This window comes from Mycobacterium sp. E796 (genome assembly GCF_001672815.1).
Lineage (GTDB): Bacteria > Actinomycetota > Actinomycetes > Mycobacteriales > Mycobacteriaceae > Mycobacterium.
The window spans coordinates 26,306-47,439 of sequence record NZ_LZKK01000019.1 but is presented as its reverse complement, the minus strand read 5'-3'; the positions used below and the strand labels follow the sequence as shown (position 1 = coordinate 47,439).

At 68.7% G+C, this 21,134-nt stretch carries 19 protein-coding genes; 9 read left to right on the top strand and 10 right to left on the bottom strand.

Annotation, left to right across the window (positions count from 1 at the left end):
* Positions 1 to 6 precede the first annotated feature (6 nt).
* Positions 7 to 2,637, bottom strand: coding sequence for a GH92 family glycosyl hydrolase (locus A5706_RS01300; protein WP_068126276.1), 2,631 nt, complete (start codon positions 2,635 to 2,637; stop codon positions 7 to 9).
* Positions 2,638 to 2,791: 154 nt separating this feature from the next.
* Between A5706_RS01300 and A5706_RS01295 the strand changes: the two genes are divergently transcribed.
* Together A5706_RS01295 and A5706_RS01290 are read left to right on the top strand one after the other, a co-directional pair.
* Positions 2,792 to 3,469: an LpqN/LpqT family lipoprotein gene (locus A5706_RS01295; protein ID WP_068126274.1), complete on the top strand. Its 678-nt coding sequence runs from the start codon at positions 2,792 to 2,794 to the stop codon at positions 3,467 to 3,469.
* Between the two features lie 75 nt (positions 3,470 to 3,544).
* Entirely contained in the window at positions 3,545 to 4,030 is a 486-nt protein-coding gene (locus A5706_RS01290) for a hypothetical protein (RefSeq protein ID WP_068126271.1), read from the top strand.
* Here A5706_RS01290 and A5706_RS01285 read toward each other — a convergent pair.
* The 4 genes from A5706_RS01285 to galT form a co-directional block, all read right to left on the bottom strand.
* Positions 4,014 to 4,694, bottom strand: coding sequence for a PAS and ANTAR domain-containing protein (locus A5706_RS01285; RefSeq protein ID WP_068126269.1), 681 nt, complete (start codon positions 4,692 to 4,694; stop codon positions 4,014 to 4,016). The genes A5706_RS01290 and A5706_RS01285 overlap by 17 nt on opposite strands.
* 351 nt (positions 4,695 to 5,045) lie before the next feature.
* On the bottom strand, positions 5,046 to 5,807 hold the full coding sequence (locus A5706_RS01280; RefSeq protein WP_068126267.1) for an enoyl-CoA hydratase: 762 nt from the start codon (positions 5,805 to 5,807) through the stop codon (positions 5,046 to 5,048).
* Complete coding sequence (locus A5706_RS01275; protein WP_068126265.1) at positions 5,804 to 6,901, bottom strand: galactokinase; 1,098 nt, start codon at positions 6,899 to 6,901, stop codon at positions 5,804 to 5,806. The genes A5706_RS01280 and A5706_RS01275 overlap by 4 nt, the downstream gene beginning before the upstream one ends.
* Complete coding sequence (galT, locus tag A5706_RS01270) at positions 6,898 to 8,055, bottom strand: galactose-1-phosphate uridylyltransferase (protein WP_082964124.1); 1,158 nt, start codon at positions 8,053 to 8,055, stop codon at positions 6,898 to 6,900. The genes A5706_RS01275 and galT overlap by 4 nt, the downstream gene beginning before the upstream one ends.
* A gap of 72 nt (positions 8,056 to 8,127) precedes the next feature.
* Here galT and A5706_RS01265 point away from each other — a divergent pair, with 72 nt between their 5' ends.
* Complete coding sequence (locus A5706_RS01265) at positions 8,128 to 10,254, top strand: FUSC family protein (RefSeq protein WP_068126302.1); 2,127 nt, start codon at positions 8,128 to 8,130, stop codon at positions 10,252 to 10,254.
* Positions 10,255 to 10,257: 3 nt separating this feature from the next.
* On the opposite strand, the gene A5706_RS01260 is transcribed toward A5706_RS01265, so the two are convergent.
* The 3 genes from A5706_RS01260 to A5706_RS01250 form a co-directional block, all read right to left on the bottom strand.
* Positions 10,258 to 10,827: a hypothetical protein gene (locus A5706_RS01260; protein ID WP_068126260.1), complete on the bottom strand. Its 570-nt coding sequence runs from the start codon at positions 10,825 to 10,827 to the stop codon at positions 10,258 to 10,260.
* A gap of 19 nt (positions 10,828 to 10,846) precedes the next feature.
* Positions 10,847 to 11,182 (bottom strand): hypothetical protein, encoded by a 336-nt coding sequence (locus A5706_RS01255; RefSeq protein WP_156766905.1) that lies wholly within the window; start codon positions 11,180 to 11,182, stop codon positions 10,847 to 10,849.
* Between the two features lie 223 nt (positions 11,183 to 11,405).
* Positions 11,406 to 11,642 (bottom strand): hypothetical protein, encoded by a 237-nt coding sequence (locus tag A5706_RS01250; protein WP_068126256.1) that lies wholly within the window; start codon positions 11,640 to 11,642, stop codon positions 11,406 to 11,408.
* 107 nt (positions 11,643 to 11,749) lie between these two features.
* Between A5706_RS01250 and A5706_RS01245 the strand changes: the two genes are divergently transcribed.
* The 4 genes from A5706_RS01245 to A5706_RS01230 all read left to right on the top strand — a co-directional run bounded on the left by A5706_RS01245 (position 11,750) and on the right by A5706_RS01230 (position 15,741).
* Positions 11,750 to 12,646: an NYN domain-containing protein gene (locus tag A5706_RS01245; RefSeq protein ID WP_068126300.1), complete on the top strand. Its 897-nt coding sequence runs from the start codon at positions 11,750 to 11,752 to the stop codon at positions 12,644 to 12,646.
* Between the two features lie 23 nt (positions 12,647 to 12,669).
* Positions 12,670 to 13,872: an MFS transporter gene (locus A5706_RS01240; protein ID WP_231984938.1), complete on the top strand. Its 1,203-nt coding sequence runs from the start codon at positions 12,670 to 12,672 to the stop codon at positions 13,870 to 13,872.
* Positions 13,873 to 13,917: 45 nt separating this feature from the next.
* Positions 13,918 to 14,352, top strand: coding sequence for a nuclear transport factor 2 family protein (locus tag A5706_RS01235; RefSeq protein ID WP_197517716.1), 435 nt, complete (start codon positions 13,918 to 13,920; stop codon positions 14,350 to 14,352).
* Between the two features lie 159 nt (positions 14,353 to 14,511).
* On the top strand, positions 14,512 to 15,741 hold the full coding sequence (locus tag A5706_RS01230; protein ID WP_068126252.1) for a cytochrome P450: 1,230 nt from the start codon (positions 14,512 to 14,514) through the stop codon (positions 15,739 to 15,741).
* A gap of 79 nt (positions 15,742 to 15,820) precedes the next feature.
* Here A5706_RS01230 and A5706_RS01225 read toward each other — a convergent pair whose 3' ends face one another.
* Positions 15,821 to 17,260: an amidase gene (locus A5706_RS01225; RefSeq protein ID WP_068126250.1), complete on the bottom strand. Its 1,440-nt coding sequence runs from the start codon at positions 17,258 to 17,260 to the stop codon at positions 15,821 to 15,823.
* 106 nt (positions 17,261 to 17,366) lie between these two features.
* Between A5706_RS01225 and A5706_RS01220 the strand changes: the two genes are divergently transcribed.
* Entirely contained in the window at positions 17,367 to 18,713 is a 1,347-nt protein-coding gene (locus A5706_RS01220; RefSeq protein ID WP_231984936.1) for a hypothetical protein, read from the top strand.
* A gap of 1 nt (position 18,714) precedes the next feature.
* On the opposite strand, the gene A5706_RS01215 is transcribed toward A5706_RS01220, so the two are convergent.
* Positions 18,715 to 19,746: a fused (3R)-hydroxyacyl-ACP dehydratase subunits HadA/HadB gene (locus A5706_RS01215; protein ID WP_068126294.1), complete on the bottom strand. Its 1,032-nt coding sequence runs from the start codon at positions 19,744 to 19,746 to the stop codon at positions 18,715 to 18,717.
* 185 nt (positions 19,747 to 19,931) lie between these two features.
* Between A5706_RS01215 and chrA the strand changes: the two genes are divergently transcribed.
* Positions 19,932 to 21,113 carry a chromate efflux transporter gene (gene chrA / locus A5706_RS01210; RefSeq protein ID WP_068126248.1) on the top strand — a complete coding sequence of 394 codons (1,182 nt, stop codon included), beginning with the start codon at positions 19,932 to 19,934 and terminating at the stop codon, positions 21,111 to 21,113.
* Positions 21,114 to 21,134: the final 21 nt, after the last annotated feature.

The window sequence follows — 21,134 nt, the reverse complement described above, 5'->3', positions numbered from 1 at the left end:
CCGGGGTCAGGGCTCGTCGGGACCGCTGCGAACGAGCACGGAAACGACTGACCCCCTGACGGTTTCGCCGGCCGCGGTGCTGAGGAACACCGCGTAGTACTGGTCGGGCACCGACTGCGCCACCGTGATCTGAACATCCGCGGCGGCCGATCCGTCGGCGCCGAATTGACCGGACGAGGGCGTCACCGTGACCCCGGCGTCGGAGGACGTGCCGGTGATGCGGTAGCGGTCGGCACCATCGATCATCCGCTGCAGGTCCACCTTGACGGTGCCGGTGTGCCCGGGCGCGATCGCGACGATGGGACGCGAAACGTTGGCGGTCACCGCCGAGCTTCCCGCGCCGAACGACGGCGGGTCCGAAGACTCGGCGGTGCCCCACGACTTGTCCGGGTAGGCGGCCAGCGAAAACTTCAGCTCTCCCCCGTCGCGGACGACGCGTTCCGGGATCCAGGTGCGGTCGGTGGCGTCCCCGTCGACGGACAGGCCGCCGATGTATTTCAGGCGGTGCGGTCCAGATGCGCCCGGGGCAGAGATCCGGATGAATCCGCCTTGCGGAAGGGCGATTACGGCCCTATCGAACAGCGGCGTGGCAACGGTGAGAATCGGCGTCCCCGGGGTACTCGGGTACAGGCCGAGCGCGGCCCAGACGTACCAACTGGACAGCGCGCCGAGGTCGTCGTTGCCGGGGGCTCCGTCGGGAGTCGGGCCGAACAGCCCGCGGACCCGGTCGACCGTGAGCTGAGTCTTCCAGGGCTGGCCGATGTAGTTGTACAGCCAGGGCACCCCGAAGCCCGGTTCGTTGCCGGCCCACAGATACGGCTCCTTGGGCCCCACGTTCAGCTCTTCGGTGAGCCGGTCGAGTCGGGCGGCGACGGTGGTTCGGCCGCCGAGGGCGGTCACCAGGCCGGCGACGTTGTGCGGCACCCACCACACGTACTGCTCGGCGTTGCCCTCGTCGAATCCCTCCTGGCCGAAACCCGAACCGGACTCGACGAATCCCGGGCCGGGGGGGAAGAATCCCATCGCGTTGCGCGGCGAGATGTATCGGGTGCTGGGGTTGAACAGGTTCTGCCAGTACTGCGCCCGGTACTGGAATTCGGCGGCCGTCGCCGCGTCGCCGAGCGATTCGGCGAACCGGGAGATGGCGAAGTCGTCGACGGACCATTCGAGCGTGATCGAAGCGCCCGCGCCGAACCCCGCCGTGTCCGGCAGGTAACCCAACCGCTGATAGGTGGCGATGCCCGGTCGCTCCACGTAGCCGTTCAACCCGACGCCACCCTCGGTCGCCGCGCGCACCATGTAGCGCAACGCCGTGTGGGTGTCGAAGTCCTTGGCGCCGAAGGCGTATAGGTTCACGATGAGCGGCACGACGCTGTCTCCGGTCATCTCGCCAGTTGCCGAATTCGCAAGCGCCCAGCGGGGAAACGAACCGCTCTGCTCGGCGTCGTTGACCAGCGACTGGGCCATGTCGCTGGCCTGCTTCGGGAAGAGCAGCCCCTGCAGGGCGGCCAGGCCCCGGTAGGTGTCCCAGTCGGAGAAGTTGGCGTACTGCGTGCGCCCCTTTTCCACGGTGTGGATGAGGCCGTCGAACCCGATGTAACGCCCGTCGGCGTCATTGAAGGTGTTGGGGTGCAGCAGCGAGTGGTAAAGGGAGGTGTAGAAGGTGTCCAGGTTGCCAACCTTGCGCCCGGCCACCGCGATGCACGACAGCGTGGCATTCCATTGGGTAACCGCGGCGGCGCGCACTTGGTCGAAGCCCGACCCGCCCTCGGCGGCGAGGTTCGCGCGCGCGCCGTCGATGCCGACGTAGGAGATCGCGGTCTGCACCTCGATCGAGGAGCCGGGCGGGAACTCCACGTAACCCCCGCTGTAGGGCGAGGCCGCGGTGCGGGCGCCCGCGACCACCGAATAGCCGTCCCAGGCGCCGTAGGAGATGAACGGCCGGCTGAACTTCATCGCGAAGTACACCGTGTAGGTGTTCCTCTTGCCGCAGAACCCGCCGCTGGTCGCCCATCCGGTGATCGTGGTGTTGTCTGCGCCGATCTCGATGGTGGCGCGCGAGTTGCCCGCCAGCGATGCGCCGGAACGCACGTGGAACAGGGCGGGCCGGCCATTGCGCGGATAGCGGAAGCGGCCGAGTCCGGTGTGGGTGGTGGCGGTGAGTTCGGCGGTCACGCCGGTGCCGGGGAACCGGACCGTGTAATACCCGGGTTGACCCTGCTCGGTGTCGTCGTGGGCGATGCGTTCCCAGGCGTTCCACGGCTGCGCGCCGATCGGTGTGGTGGTCGGCAGCATCGAGATGTCGCCGAACGCGGCGCAACCCACCGAAGCGTGCGTCATGCTGAACCCGGTGGAGCGCGAGTTGTCGTAGTTGTAGCCGGCGTAGTTGCCGACGGTGTCCGGCGAATACTGCACCATTCCGAACGGCGCGGAGGCGCCGGGAAAGTTGTTGATCTCCCCCACGGTCTCACCGCCAGTCCCGGTGCCGATGAGGGTGTCGACGTGGTCGACGGGATCGGTCACGAGCGGGGGTTCGCCGTCGTAGGCGATCGGCGGGGCCGCCGCGACGAACGTCAGGAACACGGCGCCCGCCGCGACCAACGCGATGAGGGCCCGGTAACGGGCGCGTGACCGCATAGCTGTTCTCTACTGCATGACCGCCTCTTCGCGGGTTATTTCGGCGATGCCGGGAGCCCGGAGAAATTCGCTAGCAACGATTGCCACCTTCGTCGGCTAGTCTCATTCCGCGTGGCTGGCGCTGGTACCGGCCCAATCTACGGGAGATTGATTGATGAAACACTTGACCGCAGCAACCGTTACCGTGGCGCTGAGTCTGGCGCTCGTGGCGTGCGGCTCTAGCAACAAGTCATCGCCGTCGACGTCGACCTCGACGTCCACCTCGACCTCGACCTCTACTTCGAAAACGTCGGCGACCTCGGCGACGCCGAGCGCGCAGGGCGGCCCGACGATCGCCGACTACATTCGCGACGCGCACATCACCGAGACCCCGGTGCACCACGGGGATCCCGGGCCCAACGTCGACCTGCCGGTGCCCGCGGGCTGGCAGATCAACCAGAACGCCGGCACGTCGTACGGCGGCATCGTTTTGGCGCAGCCGTCCAATCCGTCGGATCCGCCCACCATCTCGGCGCTCTACTCGAAACTGACCGGTGACGTCGACACGGCGAAGATCATCCAGTACGCCCCCAACGAGCTACTCGGACTTCCCGGCTATCAGGGCACCGGCAACGGCGTGGCATCCACGCTCGGGGGCTTTCAGGCCTGGCAGCTCAAGGGTTCCTACCAGAGGGACGGCAAGACGCGGGCCGTCGCGCAGAAGACGGTGGTCATCCCCAGCCAGGGCGCGGTTTTCGTGCTGCAGCTCAACGCCGACGCGCTGCAGGCCGACGAGGCGCCGTTGATGGACGCCGCCAACATCATCGACGACCAGACGACGATCACCCCCTGATCGTCGTCTGCCTCTCGGGCGCCGCGGCGGTGAATTCCCTACGCCGTGGCGCCCGATTGGTCTTACGGTGTTGGCATGCCAGAACAGTCGCACGCGATAGACGCCGGGCACCCCCCGTCGGCGCTACTGCGTCTCGTCAACCCCGTCCTCGGGTTCCTGCTCCGCACCCCGCTCGCCGGACCGGCACGCAAGCAGCTGATGGTGTTGAGCTTCGCCGGCCGAAAGACGGGGCGGGAGTTCACAATTCCTGTGAGCGCCCACGTGATCGACCACGAGCTGTATGCGCTGACCGGCGCCCCGTGGAAGCAGAACTTCCGCGACGGCGCGGCCGCCGAGGTCGTTTACGACGGCAAGACGACGGCCATGCGCGGCGAACTCATCCGCGACCGCAGCATCGTCTCGGACCTGTTCCACCGCTGCGCCGAGTCCTACGGTGTGCAGCGCGCGCAGCGAATGATGGGACTGAAGTTCCGGGATGAGCGCATACCGACCCGGGAAGAGTTCGCGGAAGCCGTCGACCGGATGCACCTGGGCGCGGTCCGCTTCACTCCGGCCGGCTAGTCGCGCGCAGGTGGGCGGTGAGCAGCTGCTGGTCGAATCGCGAGTGCGATGCGATGGCCTCCTTGCCCAGCGCGGCGAAGTCCTCGGCGATCTGGCGCGCCAGCGGCCATAGCTTCATATTGCGCGCCTGGGAAAGCGATTTGAGCAGATTGAAAGCCGCATCCTCGTCGACGCCGTAGACCAACATCAGCATGCCCTTGGCCTGGTCGATCACGCCGCGACGCTCCGCGATCGCGGCGACTTTCGCCGTGATGACGTCCTCCGATTTTCTGGTGGACGCCGGCGTGACGTCGATGTAGAAGCCGTGGGTGCCGATCACCTCGCCGCCCTCGTCGCAGAATTGATCGCCCACCACGACCACATGGTGGACGGCGCCACTGGTGTCGACGATGCGGTGCCGCGCGCTGAACGGCTGACGGTTCTTGACCATATCGTCGATGGTCACGGCCACTCGGCGACGGTCATCGGGGTGCTTGTGCGACAACACCAGCTCGGTGGTCGGCGTCACCGTTCCGGGTTCATAGCCGTGCATGCGCTGCACCTGCTCGGACCATTCCCAGCGCTGGTCTTCGAAATAGAAGCGGAACCAGCCGGCGCTCTGCGGTGTACCGCCCGCGAGCGCCTGTTCGACGGCCGCCGTCTGGCCGTCTAATTGCCAAGCCATGGCATCCGCTTTCGCAAGAGGGCGTCACTTTCCTGCAGACGACGCTCCGATGTGCGACACAGTTCGCGGGATCGATCGACCTGCAGCCGCGCGCGGTGCAAGGACGTGGCGACGGAGAGCCGCAGCGTCCGGCTGGCCTCGGCGCTCTCCCGCGTCGGCACGAAGCTCCGCCTGAAGCCTTCGAGCAGCACGGCGGCCCGGCGGGCCGCTCGCGCCCGGTGAGCCCTCTGCCGGCAAGCCGAAGAGCAGTAGATCGCGTCCGACCGGCCGGAGAAGCCACCCCCGCACATCGAGCACACCGTCAGGGCCATAGCCGTTACGTTACAGCTATTCCCGTCGTAACGGCTAGATTCACCGCTGCTGACGGTTGCGCTCGACCACCCGGCGGTAGGCCTGGTCCAGATCCGCCGCGGGCGCCTGCGAGCCGGCGATGCTTTGCTCGGCGGCGAGTGCGGGTTCGACGACCGCCGCCGATCCCCGCCGATAGATCTCCTTCAGCCCCCGCATGGTGATCGTCGGCACGGCGGCAATCTGGGCGGCCAGCTCCAGCGCTCGGGGCAACAGGTCGGCGTGGGCGACGACCTCGGTGACCAACCCGATTTGTTCGGCCCGCCGGGCGTCGACGATTTCGCCCGTCATCGACATGCGCCGCGCCATCGCCGCGCCGACGAGTTGCGGCAGCCGAGCGGTCATGCCCCCGCCCGGCAGGATGCCCACGTGCGCGTGGGTGTCGCCGAAGATGGCACGCTCGGAGGCGATCAGGAAGTCGCAGCCGAGCGCGATTTCGAGGCCGGCGGTAAACGCCGGGCCGTTGACGGCGCCGATGACGGGTGTGCGCATCTCCCCGACGCGCGCGACGCAGTTGTGTGATTCGTACACCGCGAAGTAGTCCCCGCCCCTGGCCGCCGCCTCCTTTAGATCGACCCCCGCGCAGAAGGCGGGGTCGGCACCCGTCAGCACGACGACGGCCACGCCCTCGTCGTCGTCGGCGGCGCACAGCGCGTCGAATAGCGACTCAACGAGGTTGCGGCTCAACGCGTTACGCGCATCGGGCCGGTTGAGGGTCAGCACTCGAATGCCGTCGTGGTCGGCCGATGCCAGGGGCTGCGTCACGACTGCCCCTCGAGCCCCGCGCCCGCGCCCGCGCGGGTCCGGGTGATGATCGGCCGCGGGTGACCCGCGGCGAGCGCCGTCCGCCGCACCGAGTCGGCGACCGCGTCCGCCCGGCGCTCCGGCACCAGCGCGATCACGCAGCCGCCGAATCCGCCGCCGGTCATCCGGGCACCGAGCGCGCCGGCGCCCACCGCGGTATCGGCGATCAGATCGATGTGCTCGGTGGTGATCTGGAAGTCGTCGCGCATGGAGACGTGTGACGAGGTCAAGATGTGCCCGGCTTCGACGAAATCCGAATCACCCAATGCCGCAACGAAATCCAGTACCCTGCCGTTCTCGGTGAGGACGTGGCGCGCGCGGCGCGCATCGATCGGGTTGCGGACGGCGCCTAACTCCGCGCGCCCGCGATCCCAGACTTCGCGCAACGACGACGCCCGCAAGTCGGCCGCCGCGCGCTCGCAGGACTTGCGGCGGGCGGCGTATTCGCCGCCGGCGTGGCTGTGCCGGGCCCTGGAATCGATCAGCAGCAGCGCGACCCCGGACGCTTCGGGGTCGAAGGCCACCGGCGTGAGGCTGAGGTCGTGAAAGTCGATCAGCAGCGCCGTCGACGGCTGCCCGAACAGCGAGGCCAATTGGTCGAGCAAACCCGTTGGGGCGCCGACATAGTCGTTCTCCGCGCGCTGGGCCAGCCGCGCCTGCTCCTTTTCGTCGATGCGCATGCCGGCGGCCGCCGCGATCGCGCCCAGGACCGCGCATTCCAGCGCCGCCGAGGAGGACAGGCCCGATCCCATCTCCACATCGCTGGTGATCCACATCGTGCCGCCGGGTATCGGTTGGCCGGTTTGACGCAGCGCCCACACCACCCCGGCGACGTAGGCGGCCCAGTCGGTCACCTGGCCGGGAAAGGTGTCGAGCGGAAACCGCACCGCGCCCTGCGCGCGCTGGCTGTGCACGGTGATTCCATCGGTGCGGTCTGGGGTGAAGGTCACCACGGTGCGCTGCGGCAGCGCGATCGGCAGCGCGAAGCCGAGGTTGTAGTCGGTGTGCTCGCCGATCAGGTTGACCCGCCCGGGAGCGGCGTAGCGGACCGTCATCCGAGCTCCCGCAGCCGCGCGGCCACGGCCTCGGGCGTGACGTCGCTGATGAACGCGTCCATCGCCGACTCGGAGGCCGCCAGGTACTTGAGCTTGGTCGCGCTGCGCCGGATCGACATCAGCTCGACGTGGAAGTAGCCGTCGTCCTGGGCGTCGGTGGCGGCGAACTGGTGCAGCGCCGAGATGTAGGGCAGCGGGGTTGTATACATCCTGTCGAACCGCCTGAGCACGTCGAGGTAGACGTGCGCGAACGCATCCAGTTCGTCCTCGCCGAGCTCCACGAGGTTGTGCACGAACCGGTTCGGGTACAGGTGCACCTCGACCGGCCAGCGCGCCGCGAACGGCACGAACGCCGTGAACAGCTCGGTGCGCGCGACGATGCGAGACCCGTCGGCCACCTCGCGCGCCAGCAGGTCGGCAAAGAGGTTGGAGCCGTGGCGCATTCGGTGCTCGCGCGCCTGCGCCAGCATGGCGGCGGTTCGCGGCGTCGCGAAGGGGTAGCCGTAGATCTGGCCGTGCGGGTGGGTCAGCGTCACCCCGATTTCCTCGCCTCGGTTTTCGAAACAGAACACCTGCTCGATGCCCGGTGTCGCCATCAGGTCCGCGGTGCGGTGCCGCCACGCCTCGACCACCAGCCCGGCGTGCGCCGGTTCCAACTGGGCGAACGACCCGGCGTGGTCGCTGGAAAAGCAGATCACCTCGCAGCGGCCGCTGCCCGGGGCACAGACGAAGCCGTCACCGGCCGGCGCACCGACCGGCTGCCCGCCGCCGGACAGGCTCGGGAACCGGTTTTCGAAAACCACGACGTCGTAGTCCGGGGCGGGCACCTCGCTGGTCAGGCCGGTCGGTCCCGGACACAGCGGGCACTGGTCGGCCGGCGGCTTGTAGGTGCGGTCCTGGCGCAGCGCCGCGACGATCACCCATTGCCCGGTCGAGCGGTCGAACCGCAACTGCGACTGGTCCGGGGCCCGCGGCGGCAACGGCCGGCGGTCTTCGACCGGCGCCGGGCGGTGACCGGGCAGCGCGAAGAACAGGAGGTCCCGGCCGTCGGCCAGCGTTGCCCGCGTAGGCGCCCTCACGACGTCGAACACTAGCCTGGGCCGCCCGGCGCGGTTCGGGTAACCATGAAGTGTCCGGCCGACGAGGGGGGTCATCGCATCACTGTTCTCTACCAACGGGCCCGAGACTGGTGGATCGGGTCGGATCCCGGCTTGCTGCGGCTGCGGATGGCGACGCGCACCACCGCCGCCCTCGGCTGTTCGCTGCTGATCATGTACCTGGTGACCAAGGCAGCGGGCCAGCCGTTGACGGTCGCCCTGCTCGGTGTCGTCATCACCATGGTCGCGTCGCGATCGGTCAACGAGCCCGACCCCCGTCGGCAGCGGGTCACCATGGCGCTGCTGCCGCTGCCCGCCGCGGCGTCCATCACCGCCGCCGCGGCGCTCGCGCCGCACCCGGTCGCCGGTGACGCCGCGTTCGTGGCCGTGGTGTTCGCCGCCGTCTACGTCCGCCGCTTCGGGTCCCGCGGGAGGGCGTTGGGCATGGTCGCATTCATGTCCTATTTCTTCACTCTGTATCTGCGGGCGCGCATTTCGGAGCTGCCCTGGTTGATCGGCGCGGTGCTGGTCGGGACGTTGTGCACTTTCGTCATGAGCGCGTACGTCCTGCCCGACCGGCCCGAACGCGTGCTGAGCGCCACCGTTCGGGCGTTGCGGGCGCGGATGGCGATCGTCGTCGACACCACCGCCGACGCGGTGCGCACCGGCCGGTTCGACGAACGCCGCCGCCGCCGCATGCGCGCCCGCACCACCCGGCTCAACGAGACCGCGCTGATGGTGCAGGGCCAGATCGAGGACAAGGCAGATCCGGCCGCGCTCTGGCCCGGGGTCACCAGCGAACAACTGGCGCCGTGGCTGTTCGACGCCGAGCTGGCCATCGAATGGGTCGCCACGGCGGGCCGACGGGCGGCCGCGCTCTCCGCCGACATTCCCACTCGCACCCGCGTCGAGCTGGTCGGGGCGCTGGCGCAACTGGCGCGGGCGATCCGCACGCCGCAGGCCGACGGCCTGCGCCGGGCCGCGAGCCGGGCGCAGCGGATCCTCGACGAGTACGCGGACGCGCCCGAGGTACGCCGGCTGGCGCTGGCGATCATCAACGCGGCCAGGGCGACGGCCGAGGTCCGGGCCGTCGTCGAAGGCGCCGCCACCGCGAGGGCCGATGCGCTGCAGCGCGCCGAGGACGTGCCGCCCCCGGCGCCGGAGGGCGCCGACCCGCGCGGCGCCGCCGAGCGGGGCTTGCGCCCGACCACCCGGCAAGCCATCCAGGTGTCGGTCGCCGCGTCGCTGGCCATCGTCACCGGGGAGCTGGTGTCACCGGCCCGCTGGTACTGGGCGGTGATCGCGGCGTTCGTGATCTTCGCCGGCACGAACTCCTGGGGCGAAACGCTGACCAAGGGGTGGCAGCGGCTGCTCGGCACCCTGCTGGGCGTGCCCTGCGGCGTGCTGGTGGCCACGCTGTTCACCGGGAACACCACCGCCTCGTTGGTGGCGATCTTCGTCTGCCTGTTCTGCGCCTTCTATTTCATGACCGTCACCTACAGCCTGATGACCTTCTGGATCACCACGACGCTGGCGCTGCTGTATGGCCTGCTGGGCGAATTCTCGTTCGGCGTGCTGATGCTGCGGATCGAAGAGACCGCGATCGGGGCCGCCATCGGCGTGGCGGTGGCCATCCTGGTGCTGCCGACCCATACCCGGACGACGATCCGCACTGACAGCCGCGCGTTTTTGACGGCCTTGTCCGCGTTGATCGAGATCTCCACGGCGACGATGTTCGGCGGCGACGAGACGGTGAGCCCGACCGAGCAGGCGCGCCAACTCGACCGGGCGCTGCAGCAGTTCCGGGTCAGCGCCAAGCCGCTGCTGGCGGGGGTGGCCGGGCTCGCCGGCCGGCGAAGCATCCGGCGGGCCTTGCGGATATTCGCCGCGTGCGATCGGCACGGGCGCAGCCTGGCGCGCAGCGCCGAGCAGTATCAGGATCCGATCGGATCAGAAGGCCTGGCAACGGATTTCATGGCGGCGGCGGCGCAAACCCGAAGCAATATCGATGCACTGTGCGCCGTGATCGACGGCGCCGAGGGCGTCACCGTCAACTCCGCGACCGACGAGCTGGACGCCGCCGAGACCGCGGCCCGGCACCAGGACGGCGACGGCGAGCTCGGCGCTGATGCCCGGCGGTTTCTCACCGCCGTGCACGCGCTTCGCCAAATCGATCGGGCGATCATCACGGGGGCCACCAACCTCGGCGCGCGCGAGGGCTACAGCCCGGATGTGCCTAGCCCGGTTACGGGCTGAACCTCACGCGTCGTCGACCCGCCGCTGGCCCAAGGCCCGGCACGCTGCTTCGTGAGTGCGCTCGGCGTTGGCCAGCAGCCGGTCTCGCACCCGTGGCCACCAAAAGATCTCGACGGCAAAAAGCACGACCATCAGCCACGACACCGTGGCGACCCGGGGCGTCGCAAAGACGCTGTCGATCGCCGCAAGGACAAGCACCGCCGCGCCGCCCAACCACACCAACCACTGCCAGCGGCGTGCTTGCCGACCGGCGTCGCGCAAAGCGCCGGCATACTCGACGGCCGCGGGTGCCAGTCGCGCCTCGGCGAGCTGGTGGCCGCGGCGCACCGCGGAACTGACCGCTACCCGCTCGTCAGGGCTGAGATCGATCGCCGCGGGCCACGACTTACCCATCCGCCGCGCCATCATGACCCCGTTGAAGACGCTGATCACAACAAATACGACCGGCGCGCTGAGTATCACCCCCGACTCTGCAAATGCCAGGGCTGCCATGAAAACACCGGCTGGGATCCCCAGGCACACCGCCCGGAACACGGGACCACCGCGCCACACCCATGCCGGGACCAAAAGCATGCTGCGATTGTCGCGCCTGCTACAGCCCGGGCAAACAGAGGGGAAAGTAGCAGGGCTGGTTGGGACCCTGGGCTTTCCGGGTGAGGTCCAGCAGCCTGATGATCGCCATTCCCAGCATCCCTTCTATCTCCGGCTGCTGGTCGGGAGGGAGGTTCCGCGTCTCCCGATCTACGACGGTGACCTGCTGTTGCAGTCCCGCGAATCGCTGGTTTCGCTGCGCAGGGGTGAGGCTGTCCCACGTGTCGTCCAACTCGGTGATCTGCCGCAGCAGTTCCTGTACCTCAGCCTTGGGGTCAGCCTGAGGCGAGGGTGGCTGCAGCGGGTAGAAGTGGCTCGGCGCAGGTTGCGCCGTCACGTCGGCCTCTGCCGGAGTCGCTGTCAGGATCGCGCCGGCTAACAGGAGGGCCTCGATTATCGCCGTGGTTCTCGTTGAGACGAAACGCATTTGGTGGCCCTCCGCACTACGGCGCGAACGCGCAGATCAATCCGAGCACCCGCTCACACTCCTCGCGGGTGCGGAAGACGGGTGGGGGCGGCGGCGGGGGAGGTCCCTCGACGATGTTGTCGGGGCAGCCACCTTAGTACCCGGGTGGACACTGCTCGTGATAGACGTGGCAGACGTTCAGGTCCCAGCCGGTGGCCCGCAAACCGGGCCACACGTAGTCGCCCGGGCACCAGCGCATCCCGGGACCGTGGTAGCACCCCGTCCTCGACGAGCAGTGGTCGTCGTCGGCGTGGGCGGCGCCCGCGGGCGCCCCCGCTGCGGCCACCGCCAAGCCGGCCGAGACGAGGACTCCGGCGAGGACTCGCTTCATGCAGTTAGGTTGCGGCACACCGCTTGCCAAATTTTCGCCGATTTCTTGCGGAATTCTTGCGTTGGCCGATGACGGCGCGACTGCCGGCGCCTGACAAGATTGCGGGCATGACCGAACCGGCGATGGCCCGCGTGGCGGTCTACCTCGATTTCGACAACATCGTGATCTCGCGGTACGACCAGGTGAACGGGCGCAACTCGTTCCAGCGCGACAAGGCGGCCGGGCTCGAGCAGCATGCCGATCGGCTGGCCCGGGCCACGGTCGATGTCGGCGCGATCTTCGACTTCGCGTCGTCGTTCGGGACGCTGGTGCTCACCCGCGCCTACGCGGACTGGTCGGCCGACGTCAACGCCGGCTACCGCGGACAGTTGGTGGCCCGCGCGGTCGATCTGGTTCAACTGTTCCCGGCGGCGGCCTACGGCAAGAACGGCGCCGACATCCGGCTGGCCGTGGACGCGGTCGAGGACATGTTCCGGCTGCCCGACCTGACGCACGTGGTGATCGTGGCCGGTGACTCCGACTACATCCCACTGGCGCAGCGCTGTAAGAGGCTCGGCCGGTACGTGGTCGGCATCGGGGTGGCCGGCGCGTCGAGCCGGGCGCTGGCGGCCGCCTGCGACGAATTCGTCATCTACGACGCGCTGCCGGGGATTCCGGTGTTCGAGCCCGAGCCGGCCGGCGCCGGCACCCAGGCCGCCAAACCGAAGAAAGCAAGCGGCCGCGGCAAGGCGGACAAGCGCGAGGAACCCGAGGAGCCGCCAGACCCGCAGGCCGCCGCCACCGCGCTGCTGACCCGCGCGCTGCAAATCGGGCTGGAGAAAGACGACGTCGACTGGCTGCACAACTCGGCCGTCAAGGCGCAAATGAAACGGATGGACCCGTCGTTCAGCGAGAAGTCTTTGGGATTCCGGTCATTCAGTGACTTCCTGCGTTCGCGGTCCGACGTCGTCGAGTTGGACGAGAGCTCGACGACCCGGATGGTGCGGTTGCGCGGTAAGGACTGAGCGCCTCCCCTACGCTGACGACCGTGACACGGGAAGCGATCCGACCGCGACGCTCATGGCCCGCCTGGCTCACCCGCAACGTCCGGGTGCTCTCCGGGGTGTCGTTCCTCCAGGACGCCGCCAGCGAACTGCTGTATCCGCTGCTGCCGATCTACCTCACGGCCGTGCTCGGTGCGCCGCCGTCCGTGGTGGGAGCCGTCGAGGGGGTTGCCGAGGGCGCGTCCTCGCTCACGAAACTGGCGGCCGGCCCGTTGGGCGACCGGTTTGCGCGGCGTCCGCTGATCGCGGCCGGTTACGGGATGGCGGCGCTCGGCAAGATCATCATCGCGGTGGCCGGCGCGTGGCCGGGCGTGCTGGCGGGTCGCGTCGTCGACCGGCTCGGCAAGGGCATTCGCGGCGCGCCGCGGGATGCGTTGCTGGTGGACGGCGTGGACGAGGCGCAGCGCGGCCGGGTTTTCGGCTTCCACCGCGCGATGGACACCTTGGGCGCCGTCGTCGGTCCGCTGCTCGGGTTGGTGGGCTACGAGCTGCTCGACCACCGGATTCCGCCGTTGCTGTACGTCGCCATCGTGCCCGCCGTCCTCAGCGTGGCACTCGTCTTCCTCGCGCGAGAGCGCAGCCGACCCGCCCCGCGACCGCAGCGGCAGTCCATGTGGGCCGGCGTGCGCACGTTGCCGCGGCCGTACTGGCGGGTCACCGCGCTGCTCATCGGCTTCAGCTTGGTGAATTTCCCCGACGCCCTGTTGTTGTTGCGACTCAACGAGATTGGCTTCTCGGTGATCGAGGTGATCCTGGCCTACGTCGGATACAACGCGGTGTACGCCCTGGCGAGCTACCCGGCCGGGTCGCTCGCCGACCACATCGGCAAGCCGGCGTTGTTCGGGATCGGTCTGGCGTTCTTCGCGATCGGCTATACCGGGCTGGGGCTGACCACCGACCTGGTGACGGCATGGCTGCTGATCGGCGCCTACGGCGTGTTCACCGGGTGCACCGACGGCGTCGGGAAGGCCTGGATTTCGGGACTCGTCCGCAAGGAGCACCAGGCGAGCGCCCAGGGCGTGTTCCAGGGCGCCACCGGTCTGGCCGTGCTGGTGGCCGGGTTGTGGGCGGGCTTTTTGTGGGGTTCGAACGGGCAACTGCCGCTGCTCATTTCGGGAGTCGCGGGCGGTGTGTTCGCGGTCGTGTTGCTGGGCGGCCGGCTGGCCCGCGCAACGAAGCAGGGGTAGGCGCCCATGGCCAAGTTGCGGCGTCCGGTTGCGGACAGCGTAGAGGTGAGAGCGCCCGGCCTGGCCGCGCTCGCCGTGATGGCCGTGTCCCGGCTTCCCGTCGCGGTCCGCCGGCGCGTGCTGCGGGGCGCGTTCGAGCGCGCCCGCGACGCATTCAATCGCGGTGACCTGGAGGCCGTATTCGGCCTATTCGCCAAAGACGTCGAGTATGGTCCGCCGCCTCCGCTGTATTCCGAGGGCCTGCTGCATGACCGCGCGGCCGTACTCGACTTCTGGCGTGCGGTCTTCGAGCGCTACGACGAGAACACCATCGAGAATCTGTCCTTGGACGAGGTGGCGCCGGGGTCGTTCGTGCGCCGGGCGCGGTTGCACCACCGCGCACACGCCACCGGTGCGTCGCTCGACTATGTGGTCGTACAGACCACCTACCTCAAGCGCGGTCGGGTGGTGCGGCAAGTCAACGTCTTAGAAAAGCGCTAGGCATTCCCGCGCGGCAATACACCAACCGCGTACATGTATGGCGAGCGACCGCGTCAGAGCCTGCGGCCTCGGGACAAAGTTCATGCCGGGCAACCGATATCGTTGACAGCCGCGCGCCGTGGCCATACATTCTGAGAAACTCGTCGCGAGGAGACCGTCATGACCGTCGGTGCCGCTCCCCCAAGCGTTTTCGATGCCGGCCTGCCGACGCTGGAGTACGACGCCGAGGAATCTCCCGCCGACGTCTACCCCCGCCTGCAGGCGGCGCAGCGGCAGGCGCCGGTCGCGCTGGGGCCGCACGGGCCCGAGGTGCTGTCCTATCACCTGGTGCGGTCCGTCCTTCGGGACCCTCGGTTCCTGATCCCGCCCGGCATCAACCTGCTCGCCCAGGGCGTCACCTCGGGGCCGTTGTGGGACAAGGTGGTCAACAGCCTGCTGTGCCTGGAGGGCGACGAGCACCACCGGCTGCGCAGCCTGACGTCCAAGGCGTTCACGCCCCGCGCGACGCTGCGCCTGCACGACACCATGGTCGCGGTGATGAACGAGCTGGTCGACCGGGTCATCGACGCCGGTCGCTGCGACGTGGTCACCGACCTCGCCCGCCCCTACCCCGTCCCGATCATCTGCGCGTTGCTCGGCGCGCCGCGCGAGGACTGGCAACAGTTTTCGTTGTGGGCCGACGACGTCTTCAAAGCCTTCAGCTTCACCGTCGATATCCGCGAAGTCGAACCGGTCGTGATGCGCGCGTGGCGGGAGCTCGACGACTACGTCGATGACATGGTCGCCCGGCGCCGGAACAGCCTCACCGACGACCTGCTGTCCGACCTCATTCGCGCCGAGGATGACGGCGATCGCCTCAACGCGGCAGAATTGCGCATGCTGGCCGGCGGCCTACTGCTGGCGGGCACGGACACCACCCGCAACCAGGTGGCCGCCTCGGTGCACGTCCTGTGCGAACACCCGGACCAGTGGGCGCTGCTCAAGGGGAACCCGGAACTGGCGATGCCCGCGGTGGAGGAGACCATGCGCCACTCACCGATTGCGAGCGGAACCCTCCGGCTGGTGGCCCAGGACGCGGAGCTGGACGGCTACCTCTTCCCCGCCGGCACCATGGTCCTGGTGAATACCGCTGCGGCCAACCGCGACCCGGCGGTCTACGACGAGCCGGACCGCGTCGACGTCACCCGCCAGGGAGCGCCGCCGATCCTGACGTTCGGGGGCGGCGCGCACTACTGCCTGGGCGCCAACCTGGCCCGGCGTGAGATCGCCGAGGCACTCAACGTGATCGCGGCCCGGCTGCTGAACCCGCGCATCGCCGGGCCGGTGCCGTGGAAACCGATGGTGAGCCTGAGCGGCCCGCGAAGCCTGCCCATCGAATTCGACAGCTAGCGATGACCCGTTCGCGAGCAGACGCAAAAGCTCCCAATTTAGACGCCAAATGAGGGCTTTTGCGTCTGCTCGCCGACAGTTATTCAGCCGGGTGAAACGACGCCCACGGATGGGCCGATTCCAGTTGCGCCGCAACACGAATGAGCACATCCTCGCGGCCGTAGGCGGCGGCGAGCTGCACACCGATGGGGAGGCCTTCGGCGTTGCGGTGCAGGGGCAGGCTGATGGCGGGCTGCCCACTCATGTTGAACGGCGGCGTGAAGACCGCGAACTGGCCGGCGCGGCGCATCGGCGCCGTCGGGTGCGCCGGGTCGTTCTCGAACTCCGCCAGGGGCAGCGGCGGTTCGGCCACCGTCGGCGTGAGCAGTAGGTCCCAGCCGTCGGCCCACCACTGCTGCAGCGCCCTGCGGAAACCCCACACCGCCTCCTGCGCGACGGCGTAGTCGGTCGCGGTCAACCGCTGCGCCCGCTCGACGTGCACCCAGTTGACCGGCTCGATGTCATCGGCCGTCACCTCGCGCCCGAGCGTCTCACCGAACCCCCGTGCCGCCATCGCCAACTGGGTGGCCCACAACGCCATGAACTTTGTCACCAAGGAGGTGTCGGCGAGGCAGGCCGGCCAGGCCGGCTCGACGGTGTGGCCGAGGCCCTCCAGCATCGACGCCGCGGCGCGCACCGCCGCGACGCAGTCGTCGTGCAGGAAGTCACCGCGCGGGTGCACGTCGAGCAGCCCGATGCGCAACCGGCCTGGGTCGGCGCCGACCTCGTCGGCATAGGGGCGTCGCGGCGGCGGGGCGATGACCGAGTCGCCGACACCGGGGCCGCGCACCGCGTCGAGCAACCGCGCCGTGTCGCGCACCGTGCGGCTGACGCAGAGCTCGACGCCCAGGCCGGCCTCGGCGCGGACGGGTCCCGTCGAGATTCGCCCCTGGCTCGGCTTGAGGCCCACCAGCCCGCAGCACGACGCCGGGATCCTGATGCTGCCGCCGCCGTCGGAGGCGTTGGCGAACGGCACCATCCCAATGGCCACCGCCGCCGCGGCGCCGCCGCTGGAGCCGCCCGGCGTACGGTCGAGCGCCCACGGGTTGCGGGTCGCTCCCCAGGCCAGCGGCTGCGTGGTGGGCAGGCTGCCCATCTCGGGGCTGTTCGTCCGCCCGGCGATCACCAGGCCGGCCGCCTTGAACCGGGCGACCAGCGTCGTGTCGGCGGCGTCGATCTTCGCCGCCTTTTTCAGCGCGACGTTGCCGTTCGACATCGTCTGGCCGGCGAAGCTCGTGTACAGGTCCTTGAGCAGGAACGGGACGCCGTGAAACGGGCCTTTTGGCAGGTCGGGGTCGGCGGCCACGGCGCGGGCGTGATCGAACCACTCGATGACGACCGCGTTCAGCGCGGGGTTCGACCGCTCGATGCGCTCGATCGCCGCCTCGAGGAGCTCGCCCGGCGTGACCTCGCCGTTTGCCACCAGCGCCGCCTGGTCCGTGGCGTCCATCCAGCGGGTCTCGTCGGCAAGGCTGCTCATGGCTTTTGGTGTACCACGTGTGACCAAGACGCCCGCGCACAATTCGCGGTCGGTCGAGGGCGGCTTTACGCTCGGTGGTTACAGGAACTTAACGGGGGTTTTGTTGATGCGTGGGATCCGGGGGCGGACACTGCCCGCACACAGGCTTGCCCTGGTGGCGGCAGGCTGCGCCGTCGTCGCGTCCTGTTCGGCAACGGTGGACCCGCCCGCGGCGACGCCGACCACCTCGAGCTCGACCTCGTCGACCACGGCCAATGCGGCGCCCGCGCCGCCCCCGGTGACGGGCCCGTTGGAACGGGACTGGAAGAGCTACGGCGGGACGGCCTACGTGGGGTGTCCGGAGAAATTCGTGGAGCGCAAGTCGGCACTCGAGGACATTCGCCCCAAGGTGTTCGACACCAAGACGGGTCAGTACGTCGTGCCGGGCGTCCCCACGGTCCCGGCCGGCGAGACCCTGTCGGGCAGCATCTGCGCGCTGGCGGGGACGGCCGACAACATGAGGGTCGTTTACGTGGTCACGACGACCAAGGCGGCGCAAGGCTCGCAGCCCGAAGTCACCAAGGCCACGGCCTACGCTTTCGACCTCAAGACGAGCCAGCCCCTGGTGACCAAGGAGCTGGCGCCGCCGACGCCCGACCTGAAACTGACGGCGGCGAACGAGTGGGGTCTGGCGGCGACCGCCACCGGTGTGGCGTGGGTGAACGCGTTCACCGACGGGCACAGCGCCGCGTCGCCGCCGCGGACCGTCATCCTTTCTGGGACCGATCTGTCGATGATGTGGAACGACCCGCAGCCCGGCCGGGTGTGGCAGGACGTGCTGTCGTTCCAGCGCAACACCGACGCGGCCAAGGCGTCGGGAGCGGAGCTGCGCCGGCCGAGCGGGGAAGCGATCTATCAGGACAACGACATCTGGACCGTCGACGGCGAGTTGTCGGACGGCCCGGACGCACTGGTGAAGATCACCCACTGGGATTCCTACAACCCCCCGGTGGTGTCGACGATGTTCTACGACCTGAACGCGAAATCCCTTATCAAGGTTGGCGATTCGGATCGGATTTCCGGCGGTGGATTGTCCGCCACGTTGTCGGACGGGAAATTATTCGTCGACGCCCTGAAATCGGACAATTCGCAGTTCGGGTTCGGGGTGTGGAACCTGCACACCCAGCACTGGGATCTGTTGAAGACGCGCGATGACGCGAAGAAGATGTCGATCGCGAAACTGGCGTACTTCCAAGACCACCTCTACATCACGAACGTGGGCAACACGTACGCCGTCCTGGCCCTGCCCGCCCCCGATCCGGTCGCGACGACGTGGTCGGTCCGGCCGTTCGCGCGGATCTCGGGCTGGACGCTGGTGTGCCGCGGCGAGAACGCCGCTGCCCTGAACGGGGATTGCAAGGACATCGTGATGGTCCAGGACCAGGACGGGCACTTCCCCGGTCCCTGGTTCTGAGTCAGCGAAAGCGGACGTTGAGCGTCGCCATGCCGAAGATCTTCTGGCCACCGGACTTCGCCGCGACCACGACGACACCGCTGCGGGTCTCCGGGTCCAGGGACTTGATCCGCCCGGTGAACTCGATGTCGGCGCCCTCGGCGGCCGACACGATCGCGGGCTGGGACAGCCGCACCGCGTACCGGGTGACCGCGCCGGGATCACCCGTCCACGCCGAGGCGAATCCCGCACCGAGGCCCATGGTGAGCATTCCGTGCGCGATGACGTCGGGCAGGCCGGCCAGCTTGGCGATGCCCTCGTCCCAGTGGATCGGGTTGGCGTCGCCGGCCACGCCGGCGTAGTTCACCAGGTCGCCGCGGGACAGTCGGGTGTGGTGGGTAGGTAGCTCGTCGCCGACCTTCACGTCCTCGAAGGACGGGGTACCCGGCGTGCGGGTGGCGCCACCTTGCGCGACCCGAACCTCACCCTCGGGGCGCACCGTCTTCTGATATCCGGCAGCGCCTTCGCCGATCGCAACGATGTCCACGTCGTGCATCATCATTTTCGGCACGGCCAGCTTGATCGCGGGATCGACGTCTTCGGCGGTAATGCCGATGACCGTGGTGTGCAGGGTGTGCACCCGCTCGCCGTCGGCGTCGGTGAAGGTGTTGGTGACGGTGATGAAATCTCGGCCCGCGGTCCTGCGCACCGACGTCAGCTCGACGTCGACGAGGAGTTCGTCGCCGGCCACTATCGGGCGGTGCTGCTCGAACACTTCTTCGGTCTGCAGGTAGGTGTCGTAACCGACGACCACCGACTCGAACATCCGGCGGTTGCAGGTCATGCCGGGGACCGACGTGAACGTCAGCGGCGCCACCAGCCCGGAATAGCCCAGCTCAGCGGCGGCGGCGACATCCCAGTGCGCGGGGTGGTAGTCCTGCACCGCGCGGGCGTATTCGCGGACCTTCTCGCGGCCGACCACGTAGGTGCTGTCCATCTGGTAGTAGTGGCCGACCCGCGATTCCAGCGCCGGCGCATCCGCTGCTGCGGTCATGAATTTGCTCAACTTTTCTATCGGCTTGGTTGCTGTTGCCGACGAAACACACTAACGCGCCGCCACCGCAGCTCTTGCACGCCGACACGCTTCGCCGTAGCGCTGCTCGTCAACGTCGTCGCCATATAGCCTCACGGCGTGCTCAGCGGTGGCCCACCAAACGCAGCCGAGGTTACATAGTCGACATGAGTGAGCCCGACGAGGAACACGGCGCACCCGTGGGATTCGGCCGGATCCTCGCCTACTTCCTGAAGCTAGGCGCGATCGGCTTCGGCGGACCGATCGCCACCGTCGGCTACATGCAACGTGACCTGGTCGAACAGCGGCAATGGATCAACCGGCAGGATTTCCTTGACGGCGTCGCCCTGGGCCAGACCATGCCCGGCCCGCTGGCGGCGCAGGTCGCGATGTGGGTCGGCTACCTGCGACGGGGCGCCGTTGGTGCGGCCGCCGTCGCGGGAGCCTTCGTCGCACCGTCGTTCGCCATCGTGGTGGCCGTGAGCGCCGTCTACTCGCACTACTCGGGCTCGCATGTCGTGCAGGCGCTGTTCTACGGAATCGCCCCGGCCGTGATGGCGATCATCACGATCGCCGCGATCAAACTGATCAAGCTGACCGACGGACGAGACTGGCGGCTCTGGAGCATCAGTGCGGCGGTGTTCGCGCTGACCGCGCTGACCGGCTCCGAACCGGTGCTCGTCATCGTCGGCGCGGGTCTGTTGATGATCCTGCTTGACGCCCGGCCGCTCATCCGGCTACGCCGCCGCAAACCCCCGGAAGACGTTGCCGGAATGGAGGATAACGCCAAACCCATGCCACTGGTCATCGGGCTCGGCACGCTGGCCGGCGGGGGGACGCTGGCGTCGCTCGCGTTGTTCTTCCTCAAGACCGGGGCCATCGTGTTCGGGTCCGGGCTGGCGATCGTGCCGTTCATGCGCGCCGGCGTCGTCGATCAGCACCACTGGCTGACCAACAGCCAGTTCCTCGATTCCGTGGCGATAGGTCTGATCACCCCCGGACCGGTCGTGATCAGCGCTGGATTCATCGGTTACCTGGTCGCCGGATTGCCGGGTGCGATCGTCTCGAGCGTCGCCATCTTCACCCCGATTTATCTCGGTGTCGTCGTGCCCGGCCGATGGTTCTTGCGCCACCGCGACAATGCCCAGGTGCGCGCCTTCGTCGCCGGCGCCACCGCCGCCGCCGGCGGCGCGCTGTGCGGTGCCGTCGTGGTGCTGACTCGCCAAGCCGTCACCGACTGGATCACGGCTGGCATCGCCGTGGTGACACTCGGCGTGCTGTGGCGATTCAAGGTCAAAGAGCCCTACGTCGTCGTCGCGACGGGCGCGCTTGGCCTTCTTGTGTTCTGAAGGAAAGCGTGAGGCTTTACG

Coding starts and splice junctions, on each gene's coding strand:
- A5706_RS01300 (WP_068126276.1), bottom strand. CDS start 2,637: ATGCGGTCACGCGCCCGTTACCGGGCCCTCATCGCGTTGGTCGCGGCG.
- A5706_RS01295 (WP_068126274.1), top strand. CDS start 2,792: ATGAAACACTTGACCGCAGCAACCGTTACCGTGGCGCTGAGTCTGGCG.
- A5706_RS01290 (WP_068126271.1), top strand. CDS start 3,545: ATGCCAGAACAGTCGCACGCGATAGACGCCGGGCACCCCCCGTCGGCG.
- A5706_RS01285 (WP_068126269.1), bottom strand. CDS start 4,694: ATGGCTTGGCAATTAGACGGCCAGACGGCGGCCGTCGAACAGGCGCTC.
- A5706_RS01275 (WP_068126265.1), bottom strand. CDS start 6,901: ATGACGGTCCGCTACGCCGCTCCCGGGCGGGTCAACCTGATCGGCGAG.
- galT (WP_082964124.1), bottom strand. CDS start 8,055: ATGACCCCCCTCGTCGGCCGGACACTTCATGGTTACCCGAACCGCGCC.
- A5706_RS01265 (WP_068126302.1), top strand. CDS start 8,128: ATGGCGACGCGCACCACCGCCGCCCTCGGCTGTTCGCTGCTGATCATG.
- A5706_RS01260 (WP_068126260.1), bottom strand. CDS start 10,827: ATGCTTTTGGTCCCGGCATGGGTGTGGCGCGGTGGTCCCGTGTTCCGG.
- A5706_RS01250 (WP_068126256.1), bottom strand. CDS start 11,642: ATGAAGCGAGTCCTCGCCGGAGTCCTCGTCTCGGCCGGCTTGGCGGTG.
- A5706_RS01245 (WP_068126300.1), top strand. CDS start 11,750: ATGACCGAACCGGCGATGGCCCGCGTGGCGGTCTACCTCGATTTCGAC.
- A5706_RS01230 (WP_068126252.1), top strand. CDS start 14,512: ATGACCGTCGGTGCCGCTCCCCCAAGCGTTTTCGATGCCGGCCTGCCG.
- A5706_RS01225 (WP_068126250.1), bottom strand. CDS start 17,260: ATGAGCAGCCTTGCCGACGAGACCCGCTGGATGGACGCCACGGACCAG.
- A5706_RS01220 (WP_231984936.1), top strand. CDS start 17,367: ATGCGTGGGATCCGGGGGCGGACACTGCCCGCACACAGGCTTGCCCTG.
- A5706_RS01215 (WP_068126294.1), bottom strand. CDS start 19,746: ATGACCGCAGCAGCGGATGCGCCGGCGCTGGAATCGCGGGTCGGCCAC.
- chrA (WP_068126248.1), top strand. CDS start 19,932: ATGAGTGAGCCCGACGAGGAACACGGCGCACCCGTGGGATTCGGCCGG.